Below are 25,942 nucleotides of genomic sequence, written 5' to 3'. Positions count from 1 at the left end.
ATTATCGGGCCCAAAGGGAAATTACCAGTAGCGACAGGGGGTTATTAATGAATTAATTTCAACTCTGTTGCTGCCACTGCTTCATTTGCACGACGCTACTGGCGATGACCTCATCCAAACTATCAATATCCTGCTGTAATGACTGGCGCTCACCTTGAGATAACCCTTGCTCAATACGTCGCGCAGTATCTGCTAAGGTGATAGCACCGAATTGCGCCGCATTCGACTTTAAGCTGTGAATGTTACGTATCGCTTCACTATCTTGGCTATCTAAGCTTTGCAAAAAAGCACCATGTAAGCGGGTAAATTCACTAAAGCAAAAGGTCAACGTCGCATCAAATTGATCGGCCAATAAACTTTTCATGGCAACCAGCGCATTCTCATCTATTTTTATTTCCATGATACTAATTCCTAAGGTTATTTCTTAAAGCATAAGCTGAGATTAGCAAATGGACAACTTGGAGCAAGCACTTAAAGCAATTACAATAGCGGTGTTTGCAATTTAATGGGGCATTTATGGCTCGGAATCTGTGCACTCAGTGTCACTACCCAAGCTCTCACTGCGTGTGTAAATATGTTATTGCGGTTGAAAATACCATCACTGTGTGGATTTTACGCCATCCCCACGAGCTCAGCCAAGCTAAGAGCACCACGCCGCTTCTTCAGCTCGCTTTAAAGCGAATTAATGTCTGTACCGGTGAAAACCCCGGGGATTTTTTGGCTGTGCAAAGCATCCTTGATCAGGGCGTTGCGGTTGTCTACCCCAGTGAGCAAGCAAACGCCATAGAGCAACTTAGCGAGCAGCGCGGTACCATCAAGCATATTATTCTACTCGATGGCACCTGGAGTAAAGTACATCGGTTGTGGCAGTTGAACCCTTGGCTCCATGCCCTGCCTAGTTTGACTTTCGCGCAGCCACCTGCAAGCGAGTACCGGATCCGTAAAGCAAACCGTGACGATAGCCTGTCGACGTTGGAAGCGACGAATTATTGTTTGGCTCAGCTTGAGGGCCTATCAACACAGCCCCTAAAGCAACTATTGGCTGGGTTCGTCCAGGAGCAGCTCAAAAACATGCCTGCGCATGTTCGTCAGCGGTACTCATCATGAGTCAGTTAATGGCAAAAAAGTACCGCCGAGGGCCTGATTATCGCTTTGGCGTTGATGTCGATTTTGCTGAAGTGCGTGCCACGTTTGGCTTTCGAGCCATATCTCTTGGCCGCTGGGTGAGCGCTGAGGAATGTCAGCGCGCCGCTAATCTAGTGTACGATGCGCTTGCGGACCTAACCCAGATTTTAGCCATCCCTCCCGAAGCGATTGGCCTGCGGCAAACTTTAACGCTGGCATTCGGTCAAGGCGGCCAGCTCGGTGTCCAAGCCCATTATCAAAGTACCACCCGGACCCTGGCATTGGCGAAAAACGCAGGCTGTGGTGCATTGGCTCATGAATGGTGGCATGCATTTGATCATTACATTAGCCGCTTTTTGTTCACTTCGCAGGTCAGCCGGCTCGCCTTTGCCAGCAAACTATGGCTGACGCGCGAAGATATCTATACACACCCCATGAACCAAGCGTTAAACTCTTTGTTCCGGCATTTATTTCTTGATGCCAGCGCGCATCATAGCTCCGATTACATGAAGCGCGCCATTGACCTTGATAATTCCGCTGGACGCCTTTACTTTGCGATGCCTGAAGAGCTTAGCGCACGCGCTTTTGAGCATTATATTCAAAGCCATACGCTGCAAAACCAGTATTTGGTCAATGGTACTAAACAAGGTGAGTTGGCAAAGCTTGGCGGCTACCCTACTGACGATGAAGCGCGCCTGCTAGCGCCCTATTTCAGCCGTTACTTTGCGATTTTGGGTCAAGCCCTAAGCCGAAGTCATGATGCTGACTAAGCCATTGCATGTACTGAGCAACCGGCATAGGTTTAGCAAAATAATACCCTTGACCGATGTCACAACCATAGCTACGCATGTACTGCGCATCGCTCAGTGACTCAATCCCTTCTGCGACCACCATCGCTTGAAGACTTTGCGCAAGGTCGCAGGTGGCTTGGCATATTGACTGATCTTTTGGAGAGTCAGCAATATTGTGCACAAACTGCTTATCGATTTTGAGTTCGTTAAAGCCTAAGTAACTTAAATATGCCAATGATGAATAGCCGGTGCCAAAGTCATCAATGGCTAATTTAACACCAATGCGCCGGAATTCATCAAACACTGTTTTAGCGTTACGCTGACCACCTATTGTCGCCGACTCTGTCAGCTCCAACATAATGCTCGATGGTGCGACCCGTTGCTCTTGTAGTGAGGTGAGAATATGCGTCGGCAAACTCTTATTGCTTAAGTCTCGACCGGAGATATTAATCGATATAACATGCTTGGGGGCGAACTCTTGGAGTTTAGCCTGCAATGCAATACATTCACTTAGCACCCATTCGGTTATTTCCATAATTTGCCCCGCCGACTCTGCAATGGGTATAAACTGGTCGGGGGTGATTAAGCCAATTTAGGGTGTTGCCAACGCAGTAACACCTCGGCACCATAGACACTCTGATCTTGCAGACATATTTGCGGCTGCAAATAAATACGAAATTGGTTATCGCTGATGGCGGTTTTTAAATCTGAGGCTAAGCTTAAGCGCCGCTGCGAGCGAATACTGTCTTCCAAAGAGTACAGGTGCCACAACTGCCCGGGTAACCGGTCACGATATAAAGCTTGCATTGCGTAACGCACTAATTGCTCATGAGATTGGGCATGAAGTGGATAATTCGCAACCCCAAAGTCAACCTGGTCTATCAAATGGGTATCATCAATCTCGACGCCCTCATTAAATACCGAATTGATCACGCATACCACTTGCTCAATAGTGCTGAGCTCCAGTGTGCCACAAATCCCTAAAGCAAAAATATCGTCACTAAAGCGACACACCACAGCAGAATTCTGATGCCCCAGCGCCAATAGCGGTAACCCATCAAGTTGGTGCTCAACATGGTGGATCACCGATTTAATGTAACGGTCCGCGTGACTAATACCGAAATTAGCGCGCGACTGCACCAACCCCCGAGGCTTAAACATAACCAGCGTGATGGCCTCGTGACGAGCGCTCTTCAAGGTTTTATTGAGTAACTGCTTATTTGCCAGAGCGGTTCCAGAATCTGTATACACTATCTGGCGATGGGCCATCATTTGCCCACGCTCTCGCAGCGTCATCGCAAAGCCTATCAGTAAACAGTTCAATACTAAGGCAAAGGCAAACGCGGCGTACAAATAAATACCCACTTCATAAGGTCGCAGATAAAATAACGCTAACGCTAGGACCACTGCGGCCAAAGGTAGCCAACTAAACGCCAATAACCTGCCCCAGCGCTGCATCGGACTGTATTTGACACTAGCAATAATGGCTAACACTAGGGTTGCACCAAACAACACCTCCATGATTACTCCTTGGTGAGCCAACGCCATAAAGGGACTCACACTCGCGGCAACGCAGCCAACCCACAACGCGCCTATAAACACTTTATGCAGGGTTTTCGCACGCTCATCTAGCCTGAGTAATCGCGATAAGAAAAGTAATAAAGAGATGCATATAATCACGCCGTTAAGCGCCGTGTAGTGAACCAAAAAGCTGTGCACACTCTGGGGAGTTAAAAATTTAGTAATGCCAACTTGGGCCAGTAGAAATATGCTGCTACTGGCGATGTACAAAGCAAAAAATCCATAGTAGCCAGCGCGATAGGCAAGCCACACAGCGACGCAGTAGATCACGAAGCCAAGCATCAACCCTGAAAAGGACGACCACCCAAACCAATGCTGCTGTTGCTCTTTATTAAATGCGAGTTGTGTTTGATGCTCGAGTGCAAAAAGCGCATGGCGCTGCGCTTGCACGTGCACATACACAATACGGTCTTGTGCGCCACTAATGGCCATCGAGGCGCCAACATCACGCCCCGGTGGCCAAGCCAATGACCCTGCGGCACTGTGACTCAGCAACCGGCCATTATCAAAAAGATAAAAGTCGATATTAAAAATGGCGGGGTTTTGCGCGCGCAAGTAACAGCTTGCACTGGGACAGCTATCAGCAGGCAGAGCAATCTTGAACCAATAATCCCCTCCCGCATTAAGCAGCATTGCTTCGCCCATCGCTACCGTGCGGCTTCCTACAAAGGGCTGTTGAGTTACCTGAGCTAATGACAGGGGCTGCTCGCTTTGCATCATCTCGACGCTGACATGCTGTTGGTCATCAGCCAGCGCACCACTATGCTCTGGAGCCAAAAATCCCAGCATAACGATAACCGTGACCCACAAATGTGCGCTCAGTTTATGCAGCTTTACCATTGAGCCCTCGTGCAACGTCTTCCTTGTACAGTATGGAAGAGGTGCACGATTTTTCCATGAAATTTAAATACTTTGTAATACAGCATAGGGTTATTGCTGACCATCATCACCAATACGACTGGCGATGGCACCGTCTTGTCCTTTGTATTTTGCATCTTCACGGGCATTATATGGCTTCTCAGCTGGGCTGGTGAGTGTTTCAAAGCTCATGGCACCAATTTTCATATTCGGGCGCAGCGCCAGCGGCAGCTTGCCTGAATTATAAAACTCAAGGACAATATTGCCCGACCATCCCGGATCGATACGGTGGGCTGTCACATGAACCATTAAGCCCAAGCGGGCGAGCGATGACCGTCCATCGAGCCAGCCAACAATATCAGCCGGTAAGGTCACCGATTCGTAAGTGATTGCCAAGGCGAGTTCCCCTGGATGAAGGAAAAAGGCTTCTCCTTCACCCAGCACGATTTCATCACTCATAATGGATTCCATAGCCGCGTTTAGCTGCGCTTTTGGGCCACTGAGATCAACATACGGGGCGGCATGATCTTGAAATACTCTAAATTTATTACCCAAACGCAAATCAACGCTGACGCCAGAGATGGCTTGCTCACCTGGCGTCGGGGTAATTTGAATTCGCTGCTCGGCCAAGTACTGTTTTATATGGGTATCTGATAAACGCATGGTTAGTCGTCCGTAAAAATAATCTCAACGCGCTGCTTAGCGCCCTGTTGGTAATAAAGCTCACTGGCACTGATACGCGCCGCATGAGCAAAGTAGTGGCCTAGCTCAGGATATTCATCACCCAAGTCCGCGCCTTGTTCCGAGCATTGACGAATGCCCATCTCAAGCGGCAGCTGCGCTAATATAGGCACGCCATAACGCTGTGCCAGCTGTTGCGCTCCATCGGCACCAAAAATGTGGCTGGTTTCGCCACAGTGCGGGCATTGGAACTGACTCATGTTTTCTATCAAACCGAGAATGGGGACGTTCACTTTTTCAAACATCTTTACACCCTTGTGGGCATCGGCAAGGGCTAGGTCTTGTGGTGTTGTGACGATAATGGCAGCGCTGGCCGGTACTTTTTGTGACATAGTCAATTGAATGTCGCCAGTACCTGGAGGCATGTCAACCAACAAGTAGTCAAGCTCGCCCCAGTCTGTTTCCATGAGCAGTTGCGACAGAGCTTGCGAGGCCATCGGCCCGCGCCAGACGGTGGCATCATCGGGGTCTACCAAAAAGCCGATAGACTGTGCTTTGATGCCATGAACTTCAAATGGCAGCAAAGTATTTTCATCCTTAGCCTGAGGTTTTTCACCTTGCAAGCCCAACAACAGCGGGATAGAAGGGCCGTATATATCGGCATCGAGAATACCCACTTTCGATCCCTCTCGGCGAAGCGCCAACGCCATATTGACAGCACAGGTCGACTTGCCAACCCCACCTTTGCCAGAGGCCACGAGAATAATGTGCTTAATGGCTTTAAGACGCGGCGATTCTTGCAGTGTTACGTCGATGTCAACACGCACATCACGTTGAAGATGCTCAGCGATGTACTGACGCAACGCCGCTGCCTCTTGAGCACATGCAAAAGGAGCATTGATATGGCAATGGGTCTCGCTACTGTCACCACTAATAGCGTCTGGGGGAACCCCGACTGGAAATGCGGCGCTACGATACGACGCTAAACACTGTTGATATTGAGACGGCCATTTTGCTGGCTTGTGACTACCGAAAAGTGCGGATTTCACTTTTGAACCAAATCCTAACATGATAACTGCATAAATAATTAACGAAGCGTAATGAAAAGTGCCGCCAAATTATGTAACATTCGGGGCATTAACACCAGTCTATTCACCCCACTGATACTCGGGAGACGCTTATGATCATTATAAGCCCCGATATTAGCGGGAGTAACCCTATCTGAGATGGAATGAGCACTTTATGGCAACGAGAAAAATTCTCATAACAAGCGCCCTGCCTTACGCCAATGGCCCAACACATTTAGGCCATTTGTTAGAGTATATTCAAACTGATATCTGGGCCCGTTTTCAAAAATCCCAAGGCCATGACGCCTACTATGTGTGTGCTGATGACGCGCACGGCACGCCCATTATGCTCAATGCCCAAAAGCAAGGCATTACCCCTGAGGAAATGGTCGCCCAAGTCAGTGTTGAGCGCCAGCGTGACTTTGCTGACTTTAACATCGAGTTTGACAATTACCACAGCACGCACTCAGATGAAAATAAAGCGCTGAGTGAATTGATTTATACCCGTCTTGATAATGCGGGCTATATTAAAAAGCGGACCATCTCACAACTGTTCGATCCCGAAAAAGGTATTTTTCTTCCAGATCGTTTTGTTACCGGTACTTGCCCTAGCTGTGATGCCGAAGATCAAAACGGTGATAGCTGTGATGTCTGTGGGGCGACCTACGCACCCACCGAACTGAAGTCACCGCGCTCGGTGATGTCCGGCGCCACTCCAGTGCTAAAAGACTCTGAACACTACTTTTTTGATTTACCCGAATTTGAGGGCATGCTCAAACAATGGCTGCACTCCGGCTCAATTCAACAAGAGATGGCCAATAAGCTCGATGAATGGTTTGCCGATGGTCTACAGCAATGGGATATTAGTCGTGATGCGCCTTACTTTGGTTTTGAAATCCCCGGTGCACCTGGCAAGTATTTCTATGTTTGGTTGGATGCGCCTATAGGTTACATGGCCAGCTTTAAAAATCTTTGTGATAAAAGCGACTTAGATTTCGATGCTTTCTGGAAAGAAGGCGCAGACGCCGAACTCTATCACTTCATCGGTAAGGACATCATTTATTTCCACAGCCTATTTTGGCCAGCTATGCTTGAGGGCGCAGGGTTCAGAAAACCAAGTAATATCTTTGCTCATGGCTTTGTCACCGTCAATGGCGCAAAAATGTCTAAGTCAAAAGGTACTTTTATTAAAGCGCGTACTTATTTAGAGCACTTGGACCCAGAGTATCTACGTTACTACTTCGCCGCTAAACTCGGCAGTGGCATCACTGACTTAGATTTAAATCTCGAAGATTTTGCCCAGCGAGTTAATTCTGATTTGGTAGGTAAGGTGGTTAACATAGCGAGCCGCTGCGCCGGGTTTATCACCAAAAAGTTCGACGGTACACTCTCGAGTGATAACGTTGAAGCTGAGCTTATCGCTGAGTTTGCCGCTGCACGCCAAAGCATCGCTGATCACTACGAAGCCAGAGAATATGGCCGCGCTGTGCGCTTGATCATGGCGCTGGCGGATAAAGCCAACCAGTACATCGACGCGCAAGCTCCGTGGGTCTTAATCAAAGACGAAAATACCGCGAAGCAAGCTCACGATGTGTGCAGTGTGGGGATCAACTTATTCCGCATACTGATGACGTACTTAAGCCCTATCCTACCTGGTATGGCCGCAAAAGTGAGCAGCTTCCTCAACGATGACCTAGCATGGGATAAGGTAGACACCGTTTTGGTTGATCATAAGATCAATAAGTTTAAAGCCTTAATGCAACGTGTCGATATGGACAAAGTGAACACCATGCTTGAGCAGTCAAAAGAAAGCCTCGCACCAGCTGCTGCCACACCAGCGCCAGATGCCAATAATGGTGAGATTGATAAAGACCCTATTGCCGATGAAATCGAATTTGATGATTTTGCTAAAGTGGACTTACGCATCGCGAAAATTGCCAATGCAGAGCATGTGGAAGGTGCTGACAAGTTGCTCAAGCTAACCCTTGATTTAGGGGGCCCACAGCGTCAGGTTTTTGCTGGTATAAAATCAGCGTACGCACCCGAGCAACTTATTGGCAAGCACACGGTCATGGTCGCAAACCTTAAGCCAAGAAAAATGCGCTTTGGCCTATCTGAGGGCATGGTGTTGGCTGCTGGACCAGGCAAAGAGGATATATATATTCTTGAGCCCCATGATGGCGCCAAACCCGGTATGCGGGTTATGTAATACCGCCAAAAGGCCAGCATATGCTGGCCTTTTCAATTTAGGGCTGCTTTAGCGCTCATCTAACGATTCATGAGTAAGCACCACTTTGCCTAAATTAGCATTATCTTCTAGAACTTGATGCGCTGACATGGCCTCTTCCCAAGGGAAGATAGAATCAATGACTGGCGCGATGTGGCCACTATTTAATGCATCGCCAAACGTACGCTTTAGGTTATCAACCAGTTTCGCCTTATAATCGGGTGTACGATTACGCAGCGTCGACCCTATCAGCTGAGCTCGCTTTTGCAATAGCTTGGCACCATCAAATTGCTCACTATAGCGCCCCCCTAGCAGCGCTAAAACGACAATACGACCATCCATATTAAGCACCGACAAGTCGTCATTCAAATACCCACCGGCAACAGGATCAATAATGAGATCGGCGCTGAGCCCTTCGGCCTTCATCACCTCACGCCAATTGTGTTGACGATAATTAATCGCTTTATCTGCGCCATGAGCTAAACAAAATTGTTTCTTTTCATCACTGCCGACGGTCACCACCACCTGCGCTTGCAAATATTTTGCAAGGCTAATAACCGCAGTGCCCACACCGCTCGCACCAGCATGTACTAAAACCGTGTGCTCTGCGCCAAACTCTGGGTACTGTGCAATGGCATCAAAAGCGGTTAAAAACACCTCACAAAATGCCGCGCCTTGAGCATTGGAGAATGTCGCCGGTTTGACCATACAATGACGTACATCGACTGCTACAAATTCACCGTATCCCCCACCCGCGCAAAGCGCCATCACATGCTGCCCTAACCATTGCGACGCTACGCCCTCACCCAATGCAACCACCTCTCCGCACACCTCGAGTCCGAGGATCTCACTATCACCTGGCGGTGGCGGATATTTTCCTTGACGCTGTAAAAGATCGGCGCGATTCACTCCCGCTGCGTTTACTTTTATTAACACTTGTCCGCGAGCCGCTGCTACAGTGGGCGTTTGCGCTATAACTAGCTGTTTATTTTCGTTTAAGTCAATTGTTAGCATTGTGTAATACCGTTTGATCGTAGTATGATGTAAACGTAATTTTAAAGGGACAAACCTACAACTAAAATAGTAATTACGAGCAGCCAAGGATCTTTTAGCTCCGATATTTTTATTAGAAGCACTTTTTCTTGGCTGTTTTAATGCTATCCTAAATGTCTGTTGGGAGGATAGGTTGATGACACAATATAGTGAAATAAAAGCAGTGTGCGATGAATTGCACCAAGCCGGTACACCAATCACGTTAGCAACATTGCTCGAGCGTGTGGATGGAGATCGCGCTACCGTACTCGAACATTACCGTCAGTGGCGTAGCGAGGATCGCTCGGCCCGGCCACAAGATAGTCAACAGCCTACCAAAGTGACCGACTTAGATATCGAGTTTTCTGAACAGTTTATCCATGCCTTCAAGGCGCAAACGCAGGCCTTTGCCGATGCGCAAGTCGAGCCCGTGCAAGCACAGCTTGACGAGATGCGTGAGGCTGAGCAATTAGCCATTCAAAGCCTTGAAGATCTACAACAAAATTACGATCAACTTGCTGAGCAAAATGAACAACTCCAACAGCAGGTCGATGCTCGCCAGAGCCAGCTCGACGAGCAAGCTGCGCAGTTGGCTGAACAAACACAGAATATTGAACAGCTACACCAACAGGCGCAAGACACTGAGCAAGAGCATCAGCAGAAACTTGCAGGCTTGCAACAGCGTATTGAGAATTTTGACAACGACTATGCGGCTTTGGCGCAAGAGCGTGATGAAATTCAACGCCAACATGATGAGTTAAGCCATCAGCACCAACAGCTCGAGGAGCTTAAAGCTCAGCTTGACGCCAGCGTTGCCCAATTACAGGCGCAACTCGAAGAGCAACAGCCACTTGTTGATAAGCTGAAAAATGAAAACAACCTGCTGAAAGAACAAAGTGCAGTAGCCGCCAAGCACCAAGCTAGCCAACGCGAAGATATTCGTCAGTTACGGGAGCAAAATAAAGAGCAAGGCGAACAACTCGGCACTATTCAAAGTGAAGCTGAGCAGGCCAAGCAGGATAATGAGAAGTTACACGAGCAAGTACGGTTCTTAAAAACCAACTCTGCCTCTACCATCGAGCGCCTTACTGCGAGTAACGAGCAGTATCAGCACAAGATCAAAGAGCTTGAAGAGCAACTGGTGGCTAAGGACAGCGAGTCTGCAGACACTGTAGCTGAGAATAAACGCTTGAAAGAACAAATCACCTTTCTTAAGCAAAATTCAAGCTCCACGCTCGAGCGCCTATCTAAAAGTGCAACCTTGGCACAAAGCCGCCTAGGCGAGTTAGAGCTGAGCTTAGCCGAAACTCACGCTGAACTTGAACGCTTGCGTTCTGAGGAAGACGGTGAAAGCGCAAAAAAGAACTCGGATGATGATATGGACTCCATCCAGTCAGCATAGGATAAAAGGCGCTATTACAGCGCCTTTTTAGTGCTCACTGAGCAACTCGTTGCCATACTTCATACTCTACCAGTTCACCTTCTTGATAAAGCGTGTGATGCCATAACTGCTCTTTTATCTCATAGTCAAAAACCAATTCTTTGCCTAACAAAGAGGGAATGTTGCCATAATCAACATGCTCTATGAATGCATCTTCTGTAATCTCATACCGCCCACCAGCGGCATAATGAAATTCGCCATTTTTTTGCGTGATGTAATTAAAGTGGCCGCCACTTAGGACTTTTACTGAAGTCACATCAGGAGCCTCAGCATAGAACACCTGCCCCTCACTGTAATACTCCCCTTTAACAAATTGCCAGCTCCCCTCTATCGGGTGAGCCTCGGTGACATGAGCCACAAATACACAGGTAATTCCAACAATATATTTCAACATAAACCTTCCTTTTTTAGTTACAGGATACGGCCCTTTAAGGGTCGGTAAAAGTGAAAATTGCTCACTATCACTGCTGGAAATAGCAGTTATTTTCTAGTGAGTTAGCTATATAAAGCAGGCTAAGCTAGAGTAAATAACAGCAGTAATAAGGGGTACGACCTGAGCATGAACCTAAGACAAATTGATTTAAACTTGTTGGTCTATTTGAATGTGTTGATAGAGGAATGTAGTGTGTCTGCGGCTGCAAACCGCCTCGCTCTTACCCAAAGTGCGATGAGTAACGCGCTCAAGCGGTTGCGTGACTTATTTGCTGATCCACTCCTTGTACGCAGCGGCAGCACCATGCTTTGCACGCAAAAAGCATTGGCACTCAAACCCGAACTCGAACAATTCATCGCTCTCGCACAAGGGATCACGTCACAACAGCAGCCTTTTGATGCCAAGACAAATAGCCACACATTCCGAGTAATGGCCAATGAATTTCTTGTCAGTTCGATGTTGGTTCCCCTGATCAAAGAGCTCTGTTGTCATTATGCAGACATCCACATAGACTTAGTTAATCCCAGTGATGTCACTCTCAGTGAATTAGAGCAAGGTCAGGTAGACATCGCTATAGACCGTTTCATGCGTCTACCGTCTTCATTCCATCAAAAAACCTTGTGGCGCGACAATTACTGTTGCCTGAGCGATCAGTCACACCCAATACAACAGGATACCTGTTTAGAGAACTACTTATCAGCACCACATATTTGGCTTAACCGCAGCGGCTTTGGGCCTGAACCCTTGGTCAAAAATCGTGAGCCCCAAAAGCTTGGCTGGGTTGACCAGGCGCTCATGCAACTGGGTGAGCACCGGAATATCCGTGTGTACGCACGTCAACATAGTTTAATACCGAGCCTGTGCGAACATTCTCAGCTTATTGCTACGCTACCGAAACGCTTAGCTGAACATCTCGTCGCGACGAGCAGCCAAAACCTCGCTATTTGCCCGGTGCCCTTTCCCATCGTGCCCATCAGTGTATCCATGCTTTGGAGCCCGCTTGTCCATCATAACAATGCTCATGTTTGGCTCCGCCAACAACTGCTGAAGTTTGCACATTGATTTCATCAATACTAATAATGGATACCACCCATTTCATAAATAGCACGTTCACCCATACAGTTATAGTGACGCTGACAAAATGAGCCATAACGGAGGCAACTATGCAACAACGACACTACACCCACTATGACTGCATCCACATTAATGCTGATCTTGATACCTTTATTCGTGTTCAGTTAGATGCTTGCGGCAATGCCATCCATATTGAAGAATTTTACCAAGCACTGGCACAACTGAACGACGAGTTTGGCGGCCATTGTCGAGCCTGTGGCGATAATACTCTCACATTGGATGCCCTGCGCGAGCACTATCCTAACGCTGCCCAAGTCGACTCACGTGCTGCAGATATTCTCGATGAAGACAACTGTCCGGTCCCCGTAAGCATTTTATTTGTCATGCTTGATGAATTAGGGCTGGCACCGAAATTAGGCAATAACGATGCGGTTCGCTTACGGGCACGACAGTTACTGCGCGGAGCGATTGCGGCTTAGATATTGCTCAATCGCCGTGATCACCTCGTCTGTGGACACCTGTGGCAGTTTATGAGTACGGGTGTCGAGTTGAAACAACTGCGGGTAGTGGCTGATGACATGCTTAAGCGCGTTAAATAACTGCGAACTTGCTTGGTCCAGGCCTAAGTGTTGTAGCAATAACACACCCGCCCATAGCGTTGCACAGGGGTTGGCAACACCCTGGCCTGCGATTCGTCGAAATGGACCATGGCTGGGCTCAAAGATAGCCATCTCGTTATTACAATTAATGCTGGGAATAATGCCTACCCCTCCGACCAGCGCCGCCCCTAAGTCGGCAATCAAATCCCCTGCGAGATTATTACACACCAACACGTCAAACTCTGATGCATACTGCGGTAAGCGTTGCATTACCCGATCGAGCATCATGAACTCGACTTCAATACCTTGGCCAGTGTTGCTACGTAGCTGATAATACTGCTTGCAGGTGCTTAGTGTAACCTCATGATGCTGCTGCAGGTAGGCCAGCGCCCAACGTTGGAATTGCCCTTCAGTAAGCTGCCAAGCATTACTCTTATGTACAATAGTGAGCTTTGTGCGATGATGCGCTAAGGCATAGTTGAGTGCTTGCGCGACCAGTCGCTCGGTCGCGGCTTGCGAGCAGTTCTTAATCGCTAAGGCGCAGTTATCAGCAAAGCGAAGCTTGTAATAACCTAACTCCTGCTCCAATACCTCGATTAAACGCGACGCATCACTGCTTTGAGCGGCCAATTCAATACTTGCAAAGCTATCCTCACTGCACTCACGAAAGACCACCATATCAATAGCGCCACTGTTTTTCAGAGGGCTTGGCAGGCCATCGAGTGCTTTAATCACACGCATATTACAAAATAAATCGAGCTCTTCACGCAAGGCAATGTTCAAGGAGCGAAACCCACCACCAATGGCACTGCTCATCGGTCCTTTTAAGGCTACTTTGAGTGCTCTTAGCTGCGTAATTGTGGCCTGAGGAAACCATTCGCCATCGCCCTCTCTCGCCGCTTGCTCACCGAGCAATAAAGAATGCCAGTGAATGCCATACTGACCATCGTAGGTATGCGCAATCACCTGATCAATTACGGCGCGTACATACGGCATTATCTCCGGGCCGATACCATCGCCATCAATATAGCCCACCTCGAAGTTATGCATCATAATGATTGTAATAAAGTTCAACTTACAGAGATCTTGTTATAACAATCAGCAGTACAATTCGCTAATCAACCGTGACTTTGTTTAGCATTCATAGGATTAATATGCGCATTTATGTTGCCATCATAGTCTTGGCCTTTCTAACTCCCTGCACGAGTGCAGATACGCATTGGCAATTGAACTTCGAAAGCTATGCAAGTGATGAGCGCCAACAACAGCTACAAGCGTGGGTAAATGCCGCAGTAGACAATACCCACAACCAGCTTGGAGCCCTTAATTATAAACATGTTCACGTGAGCATCAGCCAACCTGTGTTTACCACTGAAGCTGTGCCTTGGGGGGAGATAAAGCGCGGGCCACCGGTGCAAGTGGTGCTCGAAATTGGGCGTTTTGCCGATATAAAGCGTATACGCAAAGACTGGACTATTTACCATGAATTGGCGCATTTATACATGCCCTATCTCCCCGCCGAAGATAGGTGGTTAAGCGAAGGGTTTGCCACTTTGATGCAAAACTACACTATGCTGCATGCAGGCATATACAATCGCGGGCAATTCGAACACCGTCTACAAGCAGGGTTGGCGCGCGGTAAAGCTAACACACGCATCCAGCGAGGGCCGCTTAGTGAAGTCAGTGCTACCATGTGGCGACGCCAAGCCTATCAACGTGTTTATTGGTCTGGCGTGGCCTATTTTATCGAAGTAGAAAATGAACTTGCACGCCATAAGCTAAGGCTAAGCGATATCATTGTCCGTTATAATCACTGCTGCTTTCGCCCACGCAGCAGCGCCAAAGAATTTATCAGTGCCCTTGATGGCATAGCAAGAACAAGGGTGTTCTCAAACTTGTATAGTCGCTATCGACTGCGCCGTGACTTTCCTACTATCAATCATGCCCAAATAGCGCGCTTAACCATCAACGAGGTTAACCTCGGCGCCGCCACTGGGCAATAAGGGCGTTGCCGTAATCACGAGCTTGAGCGCTGGAGCTCGATGCAAGTGGGTTCATAAAGCCATGCTCATAGGCACTGCGATGGCAATGGATGCGCGGGTGTGACAGTTTCGCCATCAGCGGTTTTACGTCAAATGCACTTTCATGACGAGCAAAAATAATGTCCGTGTTACAGCTTGGCACTAAATCGACATGGTGCCTTATTTGCGTTGGGTAAAATAACAGGGCACGAGAAACATTTTGACTTTGACTTATCGCGCGCCATGCGGCACTTGCCCCAGCACTAAAACCAATGACATCAACCTGCCTAAAGCGCTCAAGGGTCTGCATAACACGGTGCAAATACTCATCGTGGCCACCTTTTGCAAGGAACTGCTGATAGGCCTGATGTTGCTGTGTAGCTGGCGACGCTGTGTCGTTGGCACATAGTAATGTCGCATCGAGGCTCTTGGCGAGCGCCTGTGTCGCCTGCGTGTTAGAAAAAATATCGGAGAGTAACAGTAATTTAGCCATCATCGCGCCCCTGCTAGGCAAACAACGATTATAAAGCAAGCACGATAAAGTTTATATTTATTTATGTTCTTGATTCTGAAACATAAACAAAGCTGCTACACTCAATGAACAAGGTATTAATAAATGCAGTAAGCTTTATGTTGCGTCGGTATCCACTTATATTGCTCTTAGCCTTCGTGCACACACTCGCAGCACAAGCAAATGAGCGCCAAACGATACGCTGGCTAGTGTTTGACTTTGCCCCCTATTACATTATGAGTGATACACATCAAGGTGAAGGGCGAGATTAGCAAACCATCGCCCTGTTGCAGCAACAACTGTCTAATTACCGGTTCGACTATGTGCATATCCCAGGCAGTCGTGCTATCCATGAGCTCAGCAACCCGCAAAATACCTACTGTATCTTATCCTTGTACAAAACCCAGCGTCGCCTGGACAAGCTGTTGTTCACTAATAACGCCTCAACTGTGGGACTTTCTCCTGCATTGGTGATGCGTAAGGAGCTTGCTAATACGTTAGGGTTGGTAGAAGGTGAGCCGGTATCGCTGAGCCAATTGCTCGCCGAGCAAGGCCTGCGGTTAGGGTTACCGATGAACCGCTCTTATGGCAAAGAACTTGACCACATCATCAACCACAGTCCACGCGGCAGCCTAGTAACCCGTCCGGGCAAAGACGTACTCGCCAGCCTGACTTATATGTTGATCAAAGAACGGCTAGATATGCTCGTTGGTTACCCGAGCGAGCATTACTACTTGGCATCAAAAATGGGAGTGAAAGAGCAAATGGCTATTTTTCCTATCGCCGAGGTCGCCGCCATTAGTCACGGCTACGTGGGGTGCAGCAATACCGCCTTGGGATCTGAGCATATTGATATTATCAACGCCGCATTAGAGAAAATAACAACAACCGATAGCTACCAGCAAGTAATGATGCGCTGGCTGCCACCACAATTGAAACCACGCTTACAACAACAGTTGCAAACGCGGCTAAAAGCACAGTAAGTCGAAAATATTACTTACGAACGCCTTCTATTGATAGCTCGATGTCAACATGAGTCGATGCTGGTCCGAGGTTATAATCAATATTGTAGTCTTTAAGGGCTAGCTGGGTATGCCCTAAAAAGCCGACGCGGTAGCCACCCCATGGATCATCACCTTCACCAATTTTTTCTATATCGAAGCTGATGGTTTTGGTTACACCATTGAGGGTAAATTCGCCCGTTACTTTACCATTAGTATCATCGCTAAAGCTGATATCGGTGCTTTTGAAAGTCGCTTTAGGGTGCTCATCAACATTTAAGAAATCGTCACCACGCAAGTGCTTATCACGCTCAGCATGGTTAGAATCAATACTGCTGGTGTCTATTACCACATTGATCTTTGACTCGTTAGGTTTATCAGCGTCATAGCTGAAGTCGCCCGAGAAAGTATTAAAGCGGCCATATAACCAACTATAACCTAAGTGCTGAATTTTAAAGTTAACAAAGGCATGCGCCCCTTTGGTATCGATCACATAATCAGCAGCAAGTGCGGCTGAACTGGATGTGAGCAAAGCAGCACCAAGCGCAAGTTTAGTAAGTGATTTATTCATGATTATCTCCTTTTGTCGCTTTGAGCATACGCGTCAAAGTGCGATCTCGATTAATAAAGTGATGTTTTAATGCCGCTAGGGCGTGTAATGCAGCAAAAATAATTAAGCTCCAAGCCACATACTCATGGATTAATCCAGCGATATCCTCTTGATTATCAATGAATTCACCCATTGAAGGGACAGTGAATAATGAGAACACCTCGATACCGCGCCCATCTGCAGTTGAGATTAAATACCCGGTCATCAGTAATACAGCTAACAACACATAGAGTAGCCCATGGGCGATGTGTGCTAGGCGATTTTGCCATACCAAGGTTGGATCAGCCGCACGCGGAGTCACCTGGGTAATACGCCACAGTAAACGCAGCGCAAACACCAGCGCTAACGTAATCCCGATGCTTTTATGCAAATCCAATGAGCCTTTATACCAGCTGTCGTAGTAACTCAAGTCAACCATGTACAAGCCCAATCCAAACAGCCCGAACACAGCTATAGCCACTAACCAGTGCAGAAATATAGCTATCCATCCATAGCCATATTGAGTATTTTTTAACATCGCTCATTCTCCTTAATAACTGCTAATAGCTTAAATCAGCCGTTGCGAAAAAAACATGGCGCTGGCGCAATGCTAAGTGTGCGTAAATGCACAAAACTTTATTCACCATCGCTGAAAGTGCGCTTAAATAGCCAATCCTCCACTTCTTCGCCATTGATATAATAGCCGTTATAGCCTTGGCAGTGCTGAGTGAAACCCTGCTTTAATAAAAGCGCTCGTGACGCCTCGTTGCCGGCAGTAACTGTGGCTGTATATTCGCGCAGACTAAACTGACTGTGTCCATGCTCAAGCAACGCATGCAGCGACTCACTACCCAACCCTTGCCCTTGGTATTGTGGTAGGAGCATAAATCCCAACTCTGCCAGGTGCTCACTGTGACGATAAAACCCCGTGACCCCAATAAGCTCACCGCTTCGCTTTGCGATGGCCCATGTATACCAACAAGGCTGCGTACTCGTAGGGTTTAAACGTTGTTGAAAGCGTTCTTGCACCTCGTCAATATCCCCTATATCCGCGACATAGCGCATCACCTCGGGATGTTGATGTAAGGCATAAAACACTGGCCAATGTGCTGCTCGCAATGGCTGATGTTGCAATCGAGACGAGTGAAAATCCATTAATGACATGCTCTAGTGCTCCAAAAAAGCCGAGCGCTAGGCTCGGCTTCGATACGTGTACAACGCGATAAGTTATTAAAGCTTTTTAATACCCAGGTTGTAGAGAGTAAAGCCATAAATATCAGCGTATTGCTCAATGGTTTTACTGGTTGGTGTGCCAGCGCCATGCCCGGCATTGGTTTCAATGCGGATCATCACTGGATTCTCCCCTTGGTGCTTATCTTGAAGCTCTGCAGCGAACTTGTATGAGTGCGCTGGAACCACACGATCATCGTGATCGCCTGTGGTAATTAACGTTGCAGGATAGTGCACACCTGGTTTTACATTGTGAACCGGTGAGTAGCCTTTTAGGTAGTTAAACATTTCTTTGCTATCTTGCGCCGTACCATAGTCGTACGCCCATCCCGCACCTGCGGTGAAAGTATGGTAGCGCAGCATATCAAGAACACCAACCGCTGGGAGTGCTACTTTGAATAAATCAGGGCGCTGGGTCATTACGGCCCCCACTAACAAGCCACCATTTGAACCGCCACGTACAGCAAGACGCTCACTGGAGGTGTAGTCGTTATCGATAAGGAACTCTGCGGCAGCAATAAAGTCATCAAACACATTTTGTTTTTCTAACTGGGTGCCCGCTTTATGCCATTTTTTACCGTATTCGCCGCCACCGCGTAAATTAGCTACCGCGTATACTCCGCCCTGCTCAAGCCATGCAGCCGTTGTGGCGCTAAAGCGCGGCGTCAGGCTAATATTAAAGCCACCATATCCGTATAAAATAGTAGGCGCCTCACCGTTGAGCTTAGTGCCTTTTTTATAGGTGATGATCATGGGTACTTTCGTGCCGTCTTTAGAGGTGTAGAATACCTGTTTAGACTCGTACTGTGAGGGGTCAAATTTAGCACCTGACTCTCTATAAACCTGAGATTCTCCGCTTTGTACATCAAAGCTAAAAATAGTGCCCGGAGTCTTATAATTAGTGAAGGTGTAATACAAGGTCTGTTGCTCTTGTTTACCGCCAAAGCCAGAGGCCGTGCCGACACCCGGTAACGCGATTTCTCGCACTAGCTTACCGCTTTTATCAAACTGTTTAACTTGTGAAATGGCATCGACCATATAGCGAGCAAAGAAATAACCGCCGCCCTTTGATAGGTTGAGTACATTGTCTGTTTCAGGGATCAAATCTTGCCAGTTTTCAGGAGCTGGGTCCTTCGCATCCACCGTAACCACACGCTTGTTTGGCGCATCTTTGTTGGTCACTAAAAACAGTTTGTCACCTTCGTTGTCAATGACACTGGTGTCATAGGTAATATCATCAATCACCGTGACCAGTTCACTGTTTTCATCTGTCAAATCTTTAATAAAGAGCTTATTACCTGATGTAGATACCGCTGCGGAAATAACCAAGAAACGCTCGTCCGAAGTCACCGCTGCGCCAACATAGCGATGCTTTTGCGCCTCGGTACCACCGAAGATCAGTTGATCGTCTTTTTGCGCCGTACCTAGCTTGTGGTAATACAGTTTATGCTGGTCTGTTTTTGCTGACAGTTCACTGCCCTCTGGCTTGTCATAGCTTGAATAATAAAAGCCGTCGTTGCCTAACCAAGAAATACCGCTGAACTTAACATCGACTAAGGTTTCACCCAGCTGCTTTTTACTCTCGGTATCAAGCACAATCACTTTACGCCAATCACTGCCACCCTCTGAGATTTGATACGCAGCTAAAGAGCCATCCTCACTAAAGCTAATGCCAGCAAGCGACGTCGTGCCATCCTCGCTAAAGGTGTTAGGGTCTAAGAAAACCTCTGCCTCACCCTCTGCTTTTTGACGATAAAGTACATATTGGTTTTGCAAGCCGTCATTTTTGTAAAAGTAGGTGTAGTCACCTTCTTTAAAGGGTGCGCTAACTTTTTCGTAATCCATTAGCGCTTTAAGGCGCTCTTTAAGCTCATCTCGGTAAGGAATTTGCTCAAGGTAGTCAAAAGTGACTTGGTTTTGTGCCTCAACCCATTTAGCGGTCTCTTCGCTCATATCGTCTTCTAACCAACGATAGGGGTCAGCAACTTGCTCGCCAAAATAACTATCGACAACGTCGCCTTTGCGAGTGTCAGGGTAGTTTATCTGGGCGACCTGTTTTTCAGGCTGTTCTAGTTGTTCATTTTGCTGTTGTGAAGCAGGCTTTTCGCTGCATCCCGTTAGGGCAATGCATACCGCAACTGCGAGAGATTTTTTAAGCATAATTTTTTCGTATTTTGTTGTTAGAATCGAAGTTAAATTAGCGCTCTAGCTGTCTATTGTCCAGCGAAGCGAGACAGTTTCGCGTTGAATAGCCCTATAAAAAAGAAAACCAACCTGAGTATTCAGGTTGGCTATCTGGCTGGTTGCATGTCTGTTAACTTATTATTAACTCAAAACTGGCTTTTTTGCTCAACTTTTTAGTTATATAGCGACATTTAACTATATCATTGAGTAATTTTGAACAATCACCCTGTACGTCGGCCTTGCCCTCTGCTGACTCAACCAAGCTAACTTTCAGGAGTCGATTTACCAGTGAGCTTGTCACGCATATCAAGCATTTTGGTAACCCCCGCTCCCAGTTTCATCAACGTTGAGAGTTTTTCAGGGCTTAACCGTTGCAGCTCACCGGCCCACTGAGTGATCATTTCCAACAAATCATGAATTTCCAGCATACGCTGCTGGGCGTATTGCTCTGCCTGGTTATTAGGCTCATCAAGAAGGTTATCGCGCAATAGGCTTAAGGTTGGGTCAATTTCGCGTTTTTGGCGCTGCTCAAACACGCGATTAGCCATTTGCCAAATCGTCCCTGCTGGTTGATAGTACTCTTTACGATCCCCTGGCTTATGTTTGGTGGCGATCAACTGCCACGAATTGAGCTCTTTAATGCCCATACTGACGTTACCACGGGAAATATGAAGCGTCTGCGAAAGTTCATTCGCACTGAGTGGCTGTTCACTGAGTAACAATAGCGCGTACATTTGCCCTATTGTGCGATTAAACCCCCAGCGGCTTCCCATCTCTCCGCAATGCATGACGAATGCTTGCATCTTTTCAGTCAATTCCATGCGCGCTGCCTTATTTTCTGTATTTTCTGAAATTATCAGCATTTATGGGGGATAGCGCAAGTGTGAATGTTAACCCAGAGTAAACCACAAAGAAATCGTATTAATTTTAGACAAAATAGTCGTTTTTCCTCTTTACATCACGAGTAGATTGATTAAAATCTCGCCTCTTCAAAAAGGAGTGTGAATGTTTAACTACAACGGTACAAATGGTTCGTATCAGCTCAGCTTGCAAGAACAAATCGTCACGGCGTCTTTTGTTGGCGCGATTAATGGCCGCATGCTCGAATCATTCGCATCGCAATTGCAATCAATCATCAACGAGAACGCGTTGACCCATTGGGGTTACATTAGCAACTCTCAGCGTTTAAGCGCCGCAACCCCAGATGCGCAGCAAAAGATGATTGCACTGGCTAAGCACATGCGTGCTCATGGGTGTCAAGCTTCGGCCTTTGTAATTGACTCGGCGATTGCCATTAGCCAGCTAGACAAGGTACGTCAATCGCTGCATTTAGAAGGCAACACCCGCGATATCATCTTCAGCTGTTATGATGAAGCGCTGCGATATGTAAAACAGCAGCTTAATCCCTTGGTGCTGGGCAGCTAACACGAATGTGCAAGTCAGCTCGCCAGAGTTGACTTTCACGTACACCTCTCTAAGCTGCGCTCATCACCATAGAGTTTAAGGAAGGGTTATGAGCGAGCAACACACATATCCAATTGGTATCGCTGGACAACCATGGTCGAGCGAACACCGTCAACAATGGCAAGCACAACAAACTGTTCAGCGCAGCTACGCCGATGAAGTGGTAACCAAAGTTAAGGCACTAGCCAGCAACTGGGATATCATTGAGTATGGGCAGTTACCCTATGAGCAAAGTTACCCCTTGTTCGCACTGAAGCATAAGCAGTGGCAAAAAGGCCGCCCTATTGCCTTAGTGACCGGTGGCGTGCACGGCTATGAAAGCAGTGGTATTCACGGCGCTCTCGCCTTTGCCAAGCAGGTTGAGCCCGCGCAAAGCGCTCACTTCAATATCCTCGTTGTGCCCTGCATCAGCCCTTGGGGTTACGAGACGATTAACCGCTGGAATCCGGATGCCAATGATCCGAACCGCTCATTCTTTGAAGGCTCTTCGGTGCCTGAAGCGCAGTTGTTGTTAGACTTTATCGCTCCTTTTAGTAGCGACATTCTGCTGCATATTGATTTGCACGAAACCACTGACAGCGATAATTCCGAGTTTCGTCCGGCGCTTGCAGCACGCGAAGGAATCGTAAACCATAATTGGAATATCCCCGATGGCTTTTACCTTGTCGCCGACAGCGAGCGTCCGCAAGCGTCATTTCAGCGCGCGATTATCGATGCCGTGGCCAAGGTCACGCATATCGCCCCTGCCGATGAGAATAACCAGCTTATCGGCGCTGATTTGGTGCAACCGGGTGTTATTGAATACGCTGGACGTAAATTAGGTTTGTGCATGGGCTTAACGCCAGCGCCTTACGTCACGACTACTGAGGTGTACCCAGATAGCCCGCAGGCAACTGAACAAAACTGCATCGATGCCCAAGTGGCGGCGGCCAATAGCGCCATTGCCTTTGTTGCCGCATTATAATTAGGCACTCAGCGTAAAAAAGGGTCACATTCTGTGACCCTTTTTTTGTCTCTTTACCTTTATGAGCGTAGTAGCTCACAGTGCTTATTTGTAAAAGCGTGTTTCTTTGCGCTGCTGCGTACTCGGATCGCTCGCTTGCTCAACAACAAACGTCAAAGTGCTCACTTTTTTGGCCAGCTCGTAGCCATCAATACTGACTGTCACGGGGATCTCTTTCTGCTCTCCCGGAGCTAAAGAAAGGTCGCCATGCACCGCCAGCTTCGCCCCTTCTAAGCCAGCAATACTGATTTGATACGCTTGCTGCTGTTGGGTTTTATTGACCACCGAGATACGATAGGGATTCTCAACCCAGCCTCGATAATCTGTACGCGACAACTCGCCCCTATCACGACTAACGTACACCTCCAAGGGTGTGCGACTGCTCAACCACCACGCCATAACCACAAATACCAGCACCGTCATCGCTGCATAGCCCAATAGCTTTAGCCGCAGTATAGAGGTTTTACCTCCCTCCTGTTGGCGCTCACTGGTGTAACTGATAAGACCCCGAGGATAGTTAAATTTATCCATGGTTTGGTCGCAGGCATCAATACATAAACCACAGTTAATACACTCATATTGAAGACCATTGCGAATATCGATACCAGCCGGGCACACCTCGACACACAGCTTACAATCAACACAATCCCCCAGTGCGAGCTCTTCACGTGCAGCTTTACGCTTGCGCGGTCCTCGGGTTTCACCGCGTTCACTGTCGTAACTGACGATCAGGGTGTCTTTATCAAACATCACTGATTGGAAACGCGAATAAGGACACATATAAATACACATTTTCTCGCGCAGCCAACCGGCATTACCGTAGGTGCATAAAGCAAATAAAAACACCCAAAAGCTGGTTAACCCACCCCAAGTAAAGGCTAGCAACTGTGAATAAAGCTCCTTGGCGGGAATAAAGTAGCTCATAAAGGTGGTTGCGGTGAAAAATGCAATGCCCAGCCAAGCTGCATGCTTGGCTGCCTTTTTCATCACTTTGCTAAAGCCCCAAGGCTGTTTGTCGAGCTTTATACGCTGATTGCGGGTCCCCTCGATGCGGTGCTCGACCCAGGTAAACAGTAACATCCACACCGTTTGTGGACACATATAGCCGCACCATACGCGCCCCAGCCAATTAGTCACAAAAAATAAGGCGAAGGCACCTGCCATAAATACCCAAGCTAGGATCATAAAATCTTGGGGAAAGAACGTAATAGAGAATATCCGGAATTGTTGTTGCGCCACATCCAGCAACACCGCCTGCTGGCCTTGGTAAGAAATCCAAGGAAGGGCAATAAAGGCAATCATTAATGCCCAACTCATAACCCTACGAATGCGTTGGTAACGGCCTTTTTGTTCACGAACATAAATAGGCCCAGACTGCTTATAGGGCTTAATGATGAGATCTTCTTCTTTAATATCAAACTTCATAATACTTGCTTGTCATTGCTTGAGAACAAGCGGGTATTCGCAAGTCTTGTGCCATAACAACAAGCATTAAAAGCTTTAAATTTCAGTGAGTTAAAAAAGAACCTGGACGCAAAATAACGATATATCGACACCCTTGTCGATATATCGACACCCTGCCTATTTTTTACTCGCGGTAGACGCCCAATTTTTGCATCTTTGAGCGTAGTGTACTCGGTGCCAAACCGAGCCGTTGCGCGGCTCCACCTTCACCATTGATGCGTCCACCGCACATAGATAACACATATTCAATATAGCGCTTCTGCTCACTATCAAGGGTTCTTATCTCTGTGCCTTCTTCGCGCGTCGCCTCGGATAATTGCATGTCATCGATATGCACAACTGGGCCTTGCGTGAGAATAGCGGCTCGTTCGAGAATATTCTGCAGCTCACGCACATTGCCCGGCCAGTGGTAGGACTTAAGACGATTAAGGCTGCGCGCACTGATACCAGTGAATTGCTTGGCCAGCTTCTGTGATAGCTTACTGAGTAACTGCGCCACTAATAACTCTAAATCTTCAATGCGCTCGCGCAGCGCTGGCACCCGCAGCGGAAAGACATTGAGGCGGTAATACAAGTCCATGCGGAAGCTGCCTTGTTCAACCATGGCCCATAAATCGCGGTTAGTGGCGGCGATAAGGCGAATATCTACTTTCAGAGTTTGCTGCCCCCCGACCCGCTCGAACTCTTGTTCTTGTAATACTCGCAGCAGCTTGCTTTGCGCCTCTAGCGGCAGCTCTGCGACCTCATCTAAGAATAACGTGCCTTTATGCGCCAATTCAAAGCGCCCTTTGCGCCGCTGCTGAGCGCCGGTAAACGCACCTTTCTCATGACCAAATAACTCGGACTCAATTAAGCTCGCACTAAAAGCCGCACAGTTCACCTTAACCAAGGGTGCGTTGCAACGCTGGGAGCGATTGTGTAGCTGTCGCGCAATCAGCTCTTTACCGGTGCCATTTTCACCGAGGATCAGTACCGTACTGTCAGTTTTAGCCACCAGCTCAATTTGTTGCATCATTTGTTGAAAAATTACCGATTGACCCACTAAATCACTGTCTTGCCACTGCGCATTGATCTCTTCTAGTAAGTAGCGATTTTCTGCCTGCAACTGTTCGCTAAGCTCATTCACTCGTGAGAGTGCTTCGCGTAACGCCTGCTCAGTGCTGCGCTGCTGAGATACGTCACGAAATATCGCCACAGCACCAATAAGCTGTTGATCTTTATAAATAGGGGTGGAGGTATATTCCACTGGGAATTGACTACCATCTTTACGCCAAAACACCTCGTTGCTAATCGTCCGGGGTTGGCCGTCAACCACGGTGCGATAGATTGGACATTCACAGGCTGGATAATCACTGCCATCAGCATGGCTATGGTGGTGAAAACGGTGGATCTGCTGACCTAGGAGCTCGCTGGCTTGCCAGCCGGTCATACGCTCTGCTGCGGGGTTGATAAAGACCGCATTACCATCGCGGTCAAAGCCATAAATTCCCTCTCCTGCAGCATCAAGCAGTAGCCTAGGATCATGAAGAAAGTGTTTGAGTGATTGCTCCATTACTCATTCCAAGC

At 47.7% G+C, this 25,942-nt stretch carries 27 protein-coding genes; 11 read left to right on the top strand and 16 right to left on the bottom strand.

The window, feature by feature from the left end; all coding sequences use genetic code 11:
• Positions 1-58: 58 nt before the first annotated feature.
• Complete coding sequence (locus tag EXT46_RS01865) at positions 59-400, bottom strand: Hpt domain-containing protein (protein WP_022943635.1); 342 nt, start codon at positions 398-400, stop codon at positions 59-61.
• A 116-nt stretch (positions 401-516) separates the two neighbouring features.
• On the opposite strand from EXT46_RS01865, the gene EXT46_RS01860 reads away from it, so the two are divergent.
• Together EXT46_RS01860 and EXT46_RS01855 are read left to right on the top strand one after the other, a co-directional pair.
• Positions 517-1,107 carry a tRNA-uridine aminocarboxypropyltransferase gene (locus EXT46_RS01860; protein WP_130144875.1) on the top strand — a complete coding sequence of 197 codons (591 nt, stop codon included), beginning with the start codon at positions 517-519 and terminating at the stop codon, positions 1,105-1,107.
• A complete protein-coding gene (locus EXT46_RS01855) occupies positions 1,104-1,895 on the top strand; it encodes a CLCA_X family protein (protein WP_130144873.1) in 792 nt (263 codons plus the stop codon). Before EXT46_RS01860 ends, EXT46_RS01855 begins: the two co-directional genes overlap by 4 nt.
• Here the strand turns inward: EXT46_RS01855 and EXT46_RS19080 are convergent.
• The 4 genes from EXT46_RS19080 to apbC all read right to left on the bottom strand — a co-directional run bounded on the left by EXT46_RS19080 (position 1,837) and on the right by apbC (position 6,106).
• Positions 1,837-2,451 (bottom strand): EAL domain-containing protein, encoded by a 615-nt coding sequence (locus tag EXT46_RS19080; protein WP_276319713.1) that lies wholly within the window; start codon positions 2,449-2,451, stop codon positions 1,837-1,839. The two genes, EXT46_RS01855 and EXT46_RS19080, sit on opposite strands and share 59 nt — an antisense overlap.
• Positions 2,452-2,498: 47 nt before the next feature.
• The gene (locus EXT46_RS01845; RefSeq protein ID WP_130144869.1) at positions 2,499-4,337 is read right to left on the bottom strand and encodes a 7TM diverse intracellular signaling domain-containing protein; all 1,839 of its coding nucleotides are present in this window, start codon (positions 4,335-4,337) and stop codon (positions 2,499-2,501) included.
• A gap of 90 nt (positions 4,338-4,427) precedes the next feature.
• Positions 4,428-5,018: a dCTP deaminase gene (gene dcd / locus EXT46_RS01840; protein ID WP_022943631.1), complete on the bottom strand. Its 591-nt coding sequence runs from the start codon at positions 5,016-5,018 to the stop codon at positions 4,428-4,430.
• Between the two features lie 2 nt (positions 5,019-5,020).
• A complete protein-coding gene (apbC, locus tag EXT46_RS01835; RefSeq protein ID WP_130144867.1) occupies positions 5,021-6,106 on the bottom strand; it encodes an iron-sulfur cluster carrier protein ApbC in 1,086 nt (361 codons plus the stop codon).
• Between the two features lie 172 nt (positions 6,107-6,278).
• On the opposite strand from apbC, the gene metG reads away from it, so the two are divergent.
• A complete protein-coding gene (gene metG, locus EXT46_RS01830; RefSeq protein WP_130144865.1) occupies positions 6,279-8,312 on the top strand; it encodes a methionine--tRNA ligase in 2,034 nt (677 codons plus the stop codon).
• A gap of 48 nt (positions 8,313-8,360) precedes the next feature.
• Here the strand turns inward: metG and EXT46_RS01825 are convergent, their stop codons facing one another.
• Positions 8,361-9,344 carry an NAD(P)H-quinone oxidoreductase gene (locus EXT46_RS01825; protein ID WP_130144863.1) on the bottom strand — a complete coding sequence of 328 codons (984 nt, stop codon included), beginning with the start codon at positions 9,342-9,344 and terminating at the stop codon, positions 8,361-8,363.
• A gap of 175 nt (positions 9,345-9,519) precedes the next feature.
• On the opposite strand from EXT46_RS01825, the gene EXT46_RS01820 reads away from it, so the two are divergent.
• Entirely contained in the window at positions 9,520-10,764 is a 1,245-nt protein-coding gene (locus EXT46_RS01820; RefSeq protein WP_130144861.1) for a DNA-binding protein, read from the top strand.
• Positions 10,765-10,798: 34 nt separating this feature from the next.
• Here the strand turns inward: EXT46_RS01820 and EXT46_RS01815 are convergent, their stop codons facing one another.
• A complete protein-coding gene (locus EXT46_RS01815) occupies positions 10,799-11,197 on the bottom strand; it encodes a hypothetical protein (protein ID WP_205988197.1) in 399 nt (132 codons plus the stop codon).
• Positions 11,198-11,362: 165 nt separating this feature from the next.
• Here EXT46_RS01815 and EXT46_RS01810 point away from each other — a divergent pair, with 165 nt between their 5' ends.
• Together EXT46_RS01810 and EXT46_RS01805 are read left to right on the top strand one after the other, a co-directional pair.
• Positions 11,363-12,298, top strand: a complete 936-nt coding sequence (locus EXT46_RS01810) for a LysR family transcriptional regulator (RefSeq protein ID WP_130144860.1) — start codon at positions 11,363-11,365, stop codon at positions 12,296-12,298.
• A gap of 101 nt (positions 12,299-12,399) precedes the next feature.
• Positions 12,400-12,789, top strand: a complete 390-nt coding sequence (locus tag EXT46_RS01805) for a hypothetical protein (protein ID WP_130144858.1) — start codon at positions 12,400-12,402, stop codon at positions 12,787-12,789.
• Here EXT46_RS01805 and EXT46_RS01800 read toward each other — a convergent pair.
• Positions 12,763-13,962, bottom strand: a complete 1,200-nt coding sequence (locus EXT46_RS01800) for an isocitrate/isopropylmalate family dehydrogenase (protein WP_130144856.1) — start codon at positions 13,960-13,962, stop codon at positions 12,763-12,765. The two genes, EXT46_RS01805 and EXT46_RS01800, sit on opposite strands and share 27 nt — an antisense overlap.
• 101 nt (positions 13,963-14,063) lie before the next feature.
• On the opposite strand from EXT46_RS01800, the gene EXT46_RS01795 reads away from it, so the two are divergent.
• Complete coding sequence (locus tag EXT46_RS01795) at positions 14,064-14,912, top strand: hypothetical protein (protein ID WP_130144854.1); 849 nt, start codon at positions 14,064-14,066, stop codon at positions 14,910-14,912.
• Here EXT46_RS01795 and EXT46_RS01790 read toward each other — a convergent pair.
• Positions 14,884-15,423 (bottom strand): dienelactone hydrolase family protein, encoded by a 540-nt coding sequence (locus tag EXT46_RS01790; protein ID WP_165381041.1) that lies wholly within the window; start codon positions 15,421-15,423, stop codon positions 14,884-14,886. The genes EXT46_RS01795 and EXT46_RS01790 overlap by 29 nt on opposite strands.
• Before the next feature lie 104 nt (positions 15,424-15,527).
• On the opposite strand from EXT46_RS01790, the gene EXT46_RS01785 reads away from it, so the two are divergent.
• The gene (locus EXT46_RS01785) at positions 15,528-15,713 is read left to right on the top strand and encodes a hypothetical protein (RefSeq protein ID WP_130144850.1); all 186 of its coding nucleotides are present in this window, start codon (positions 15,528-15,530) and stop codon (positions 15,711-15,713) included.
• A gap of 15 nt (positions 15,714-15,728) precedes the next feature.
• On the top strand, positions 15,729-16,424 hold the full coding sequence (locus EXT46_RS01780; RefSeq protein WP_130144848.1) for a hypothetical protein: 696 nt from the start codon (positions 15,729-15,731) through the stop codon (positions 16,422-16,424).
• 10 nt (positions 16,425-16,434) lie between these two features.
• On the opposite strand, the gene EXT46_RS01775 is transcribed toward EXT46_RS01780, so the two are convergent.
• The 5 genes from EXT46_RS01775 to EXT46_RS01755 all read right to left on the bottom strand — a co-directional run bounded on the left by EXT46_RS01775 (position 16,435) and on the right by EXT46_RS01755 (position 21,266).
• Entirely contained in the window at positions 16,435-17,013 is a 579-nt protein-coding gene (locus EXT46_RS01775; protein WP_130144846.1) for a YceI family protein, read from the bottom strand.
• A complete protein-coding gene (locus tag EXT46_RS01770; protein ID WP_130144844.1) occupies positions 17,006-17,569 on the bottom strand; it encodes a cytochrome b in 564 nt (187 codons plus the stop codon). Before EXT46_RS01770 ends, EXT46_RS01775 begins: the two co-directional genes overlap by 8 nt.
• A gap of 98 nt (positions 17,570-17,667) precedes the next feature.
• Entirely contained in the window at positions 17,668-18,195 is a 528-nt protein-coding gene (locus EXT46_RS01765) for a GNAT family N-acetyltransferase (protein WP_130144842.1), read from the bottom strand.
• Between the two features lie 66 nt (positions 18,196-18,261).
• Positions 18,262-20,421, bottom strand: coding sequence for a prolyl oligopeptidase family serine peptidase (locus EXT46_RS01760; protein ID WP_130144840.1), 2,160 nt, complete (start codon positions 20,419-20,421; stop codon positions 18,262-18,264).
• Positions 20,422-20,708: 287 nt separating this feature from the next.
• Positions 20,709-21,266, bottom strand: a complete 558-nt coding sequence (locus EXT46_RS01755) for a MarR family transcriptional regulator (RefSeq protein WP_130144838.1) — start codon at positions 21,264-21,266, stop codon at positions 20,709-20,711.
• Positions 21,267-21,450: 184 nt separating this feature from the next.
• On the opposite strand from EXT46_RS01755, the gene EXT46_RS01750 reads away from it, so the two are divergent.
• Together EXT46_RS01750 and EXT46_RS01745 are read left to right on the top strand one after the other, a co-directional pair.
• The gene (locus EXT46_RS01750; RefSeq protein ID WP_130144836.1) at positions 21,451-21,870 is read left to right on the top strand and encodes a hypothetical protein; all 420 of its coding nucleotides are present in this window, start codon (positions 21,451-21,453) and stop codon (positions 21,868-21,870) included.
• An 88-nt stretch (positions 21,871-21,958) separates the two neighbouring features.
• The gene (locus EXT46_RS01745; protein WP_130144834.1) at positions 21,959-22,873 is read left to right on the top strand and encodes a M14 family metallocarboxypeptidase; all 915 of its coding nucleotides are present in this window, start codon (positions 21,959-21,961) and stop codon (positions 22,871-22,873) included.
• Positions 22,874-22,957: 84 nt separating this feature from the next.
• On the opposite strand, the gene ccoG is transcribed toward EXT46_RS01745, so the two are convergent.
• Both ccoG and EXT46_RS01735 read right to left on the bottom strand, forming a co-directional pair.
• On the bottom strand, positions 22,958-24,337 hold the full coding sequence (ccoG, locus tag EXT46_RS01740) for a cytochrome c oxidase accessory protein CcoG (RefSeq protein ID WP_130144832.1): 1,380 nt from the start codon (positions 24,335-24,337) through the stop codon (positions 22,958-22,960).
• A 163-nt stretch (positions 24,338-24,500) separates the two neighbouring features.
• A complete protein-coding gene (locus EXT46_RS01735; RefSeq protein WP_130144830.1) occupies positions 24,501-25,928 on the bottom strand; it encodes a sigma 54-interacting transcriptional regulator in 1,428 nt (475 codons plus the stop codon).
• Positions 25,929-25,942: the final 14 nt, after the last annotated feature.

The sequence above is a fragment of the Pseudoalteromonas sp. CO325X genome (genome assembly GCF_004208955.1).
Lineage (GTDB): Bacteria > Pseudomonadota > Gammaproteobacteria > Enterobacterales > Alteromonadaceae > Pseudoalteromonas > Pseudoalteromonas ruthenica.
This window is presented reverse-complemented; position numbering and strand designations above follow the sequence as displayed.

Bases quoted from the DNA above. Each gene is read 5' to 3' on its own strand.
- EXT46_RS01865 (WP_022943635.1), bottom strand. From the start codon at position 400: ATGGAAATAAAAATAGATGAGAATGCGCTGGTTGCCATGAAAAGTTTA.
- EXT46_RS01860 (WP_130144875.1), top strand. From the start codon at position 517: ATGGCTCGGAATCTGTGCACTCAGTGTCACTACCCAAGCTCTCACTGC.
- EXT46_RS01855 (WP_130144873.1), top strand. From the start codon at position 1,104: ATGAGTCAGTTAATGGCAAAAAAGTACCGCCGAGGGCCTGATTATCGC.
- EXT46_RS19080 (WP_276319713.1), bottom strand. From the start codon at position 2,451: ATGGAAATAACCGAATGGGTGCTAAGTGAATGTATTGCATTGCAGGCT.
- EXT46_RS01845 (WP_130144869.1), bottom strand. From the start codon at position 4,337: ATGGTAAAGCTGCATAAACTGAGCGCACATTTGTGGGTCACGGTTATC.
- dcd (WP_022943631.1), bottom strand. From the start codon at position 5,018: ATGCGTTTATCAGATACCCATATAAAACAGTACTTGGCCGAGCAGCGA.
- apbC (WP_130144867.1), bottom strand. From the start codon at position 6,106: ATGTTAGGATTTGGTTCAAAAGTGAAATCCGCACTTTTCGGTAGTCAC.
- metG (WP_130144865.1), top strand. From the start codon at position 6,279: ATGGCAACGAGAAAAATTCTCATAACAAGCGCCCTGCCTTACGCCAAT.
- EXT46_RS01825 (WP_130144863.1), bottom strand. From the start codon at position 9,344: ATGCTAACAATTGACTTAAACGAAAATAAACAGCTAGTTATAGCGCAA.
- EXT46_RS01820 (WP_130144861.1), top strand. From the start codon at position 9,520: ATGACACAATATAGTGAAATAAAAGCAGTGTGCGATGAATTGCACCAA.
- EXT46_RS01815 (WP_205988197.1), bottom strand. From the start codon at position 11,197: ATGTTGAAATATATTGTTGGAATTACCTGTGTATTTGTGGCTCATGTC.
- EXT46_RS01810 (WP_130144860.1), top strand. From the start codon at position 11,363: ATGAACCTAAGACAAATTGATTTAAACTTGTTGGTCTATTTGAATGTG.
- EXT46_RS01805 (WP_130144858.1), top strand. From the start codon at position 12,400: ATGCAACAACGACACTACACCCACTATGACTGCATCCACATTAATGCT.
- EXT46_RS01800 (WP_130144856.1), bottom strand. From the start codon at position 13,962: ATGATGCATAACTTCGAGGTGGGCTATATTGATGGCGATGGTATCGGC.
- EXT46_RS01795 (WP_130144854.1), top strand. From the start codon at position 14,064: ATGCGCATTTATGTTGCCATCATAGTCTTGGCCTTTCTAACTCCCTGC.
- EXT46_RS01790 (WP_165381041.1), bottom strand. From the start codon at position 15,423: ATGGCTAAATTACTGTTACTCTCCGATATTTTTTCTAACACGCAGGCG.
- EXT46_RS01785 (WP_130144850.1), top strand. From the start codon at position 15,528: ATGAACAAGGTATTAATAAATGCAGTAAGCTTTATGTTGCGTCGGTAT.
- EXT46_RS01775 (WP_130144846.1), bottom strand. From the start codon at position 17,013: ATGAATAAATCACTTACTAAACTTGCGCTTGGTGCTGCTTTGCTCACA.
- EXT46_RS01770 (WP_130144844.1), bottom strand. From the start codon at position 17,569: ATGTTAAAAAATACTCAATATGGCTATGGATGGATAGCTATATTTCTG.
- EXT46_RS01765 (WP_130144842.1), bottom strand. From the start codon at position 18,195: ATGTCATTAATGGATTTTCACTCGTCTCGATTGCAACATCAGCCATTG.
- EXT46_RS01760 (WP_130144840.1), bottom strand. From the start codon at position 20,421: ATGCTTAAAAAATCTCTCGCAGTTGCGGTATGCATTGCCCTAACGGGA.
- EXT46_RS01755 (WP_130144838.1), bottom strand. From the start codon at position 21,266: ATGGAATTGACTGAAAAGATGCAAGCATTCGTCATGCATTGCGGAGAG.
- EXT46_RS01750 (WP_130144836.1), top strand. From the start codon at position 21,451: ATGTTTAACTACAACGGTACAAATGGTTCGTATCAGCTCAGCTTGCAA.
- EXT46_RS01745 (WP_130144834.1), top strand. From the start codon at position 21,959: ATGAGCGAGCAACACACATATCCAATTGGTATCGCTGGACAACCATGG.
- ccoG (WP_130144832.1), bottom strand. From the start codon at position 24,337: ATGAAGTTTGATATTAAAGAAGAAGATCTCATCATTAAGCCCTATAAG.
- EXT46_RS01735 (WP_130144830.1), bottom strand. From the start codon at position 25,928: ATGGAGCAATCACTCAAACACTTTCTTCATGATCCTAGGCTACTGCTT.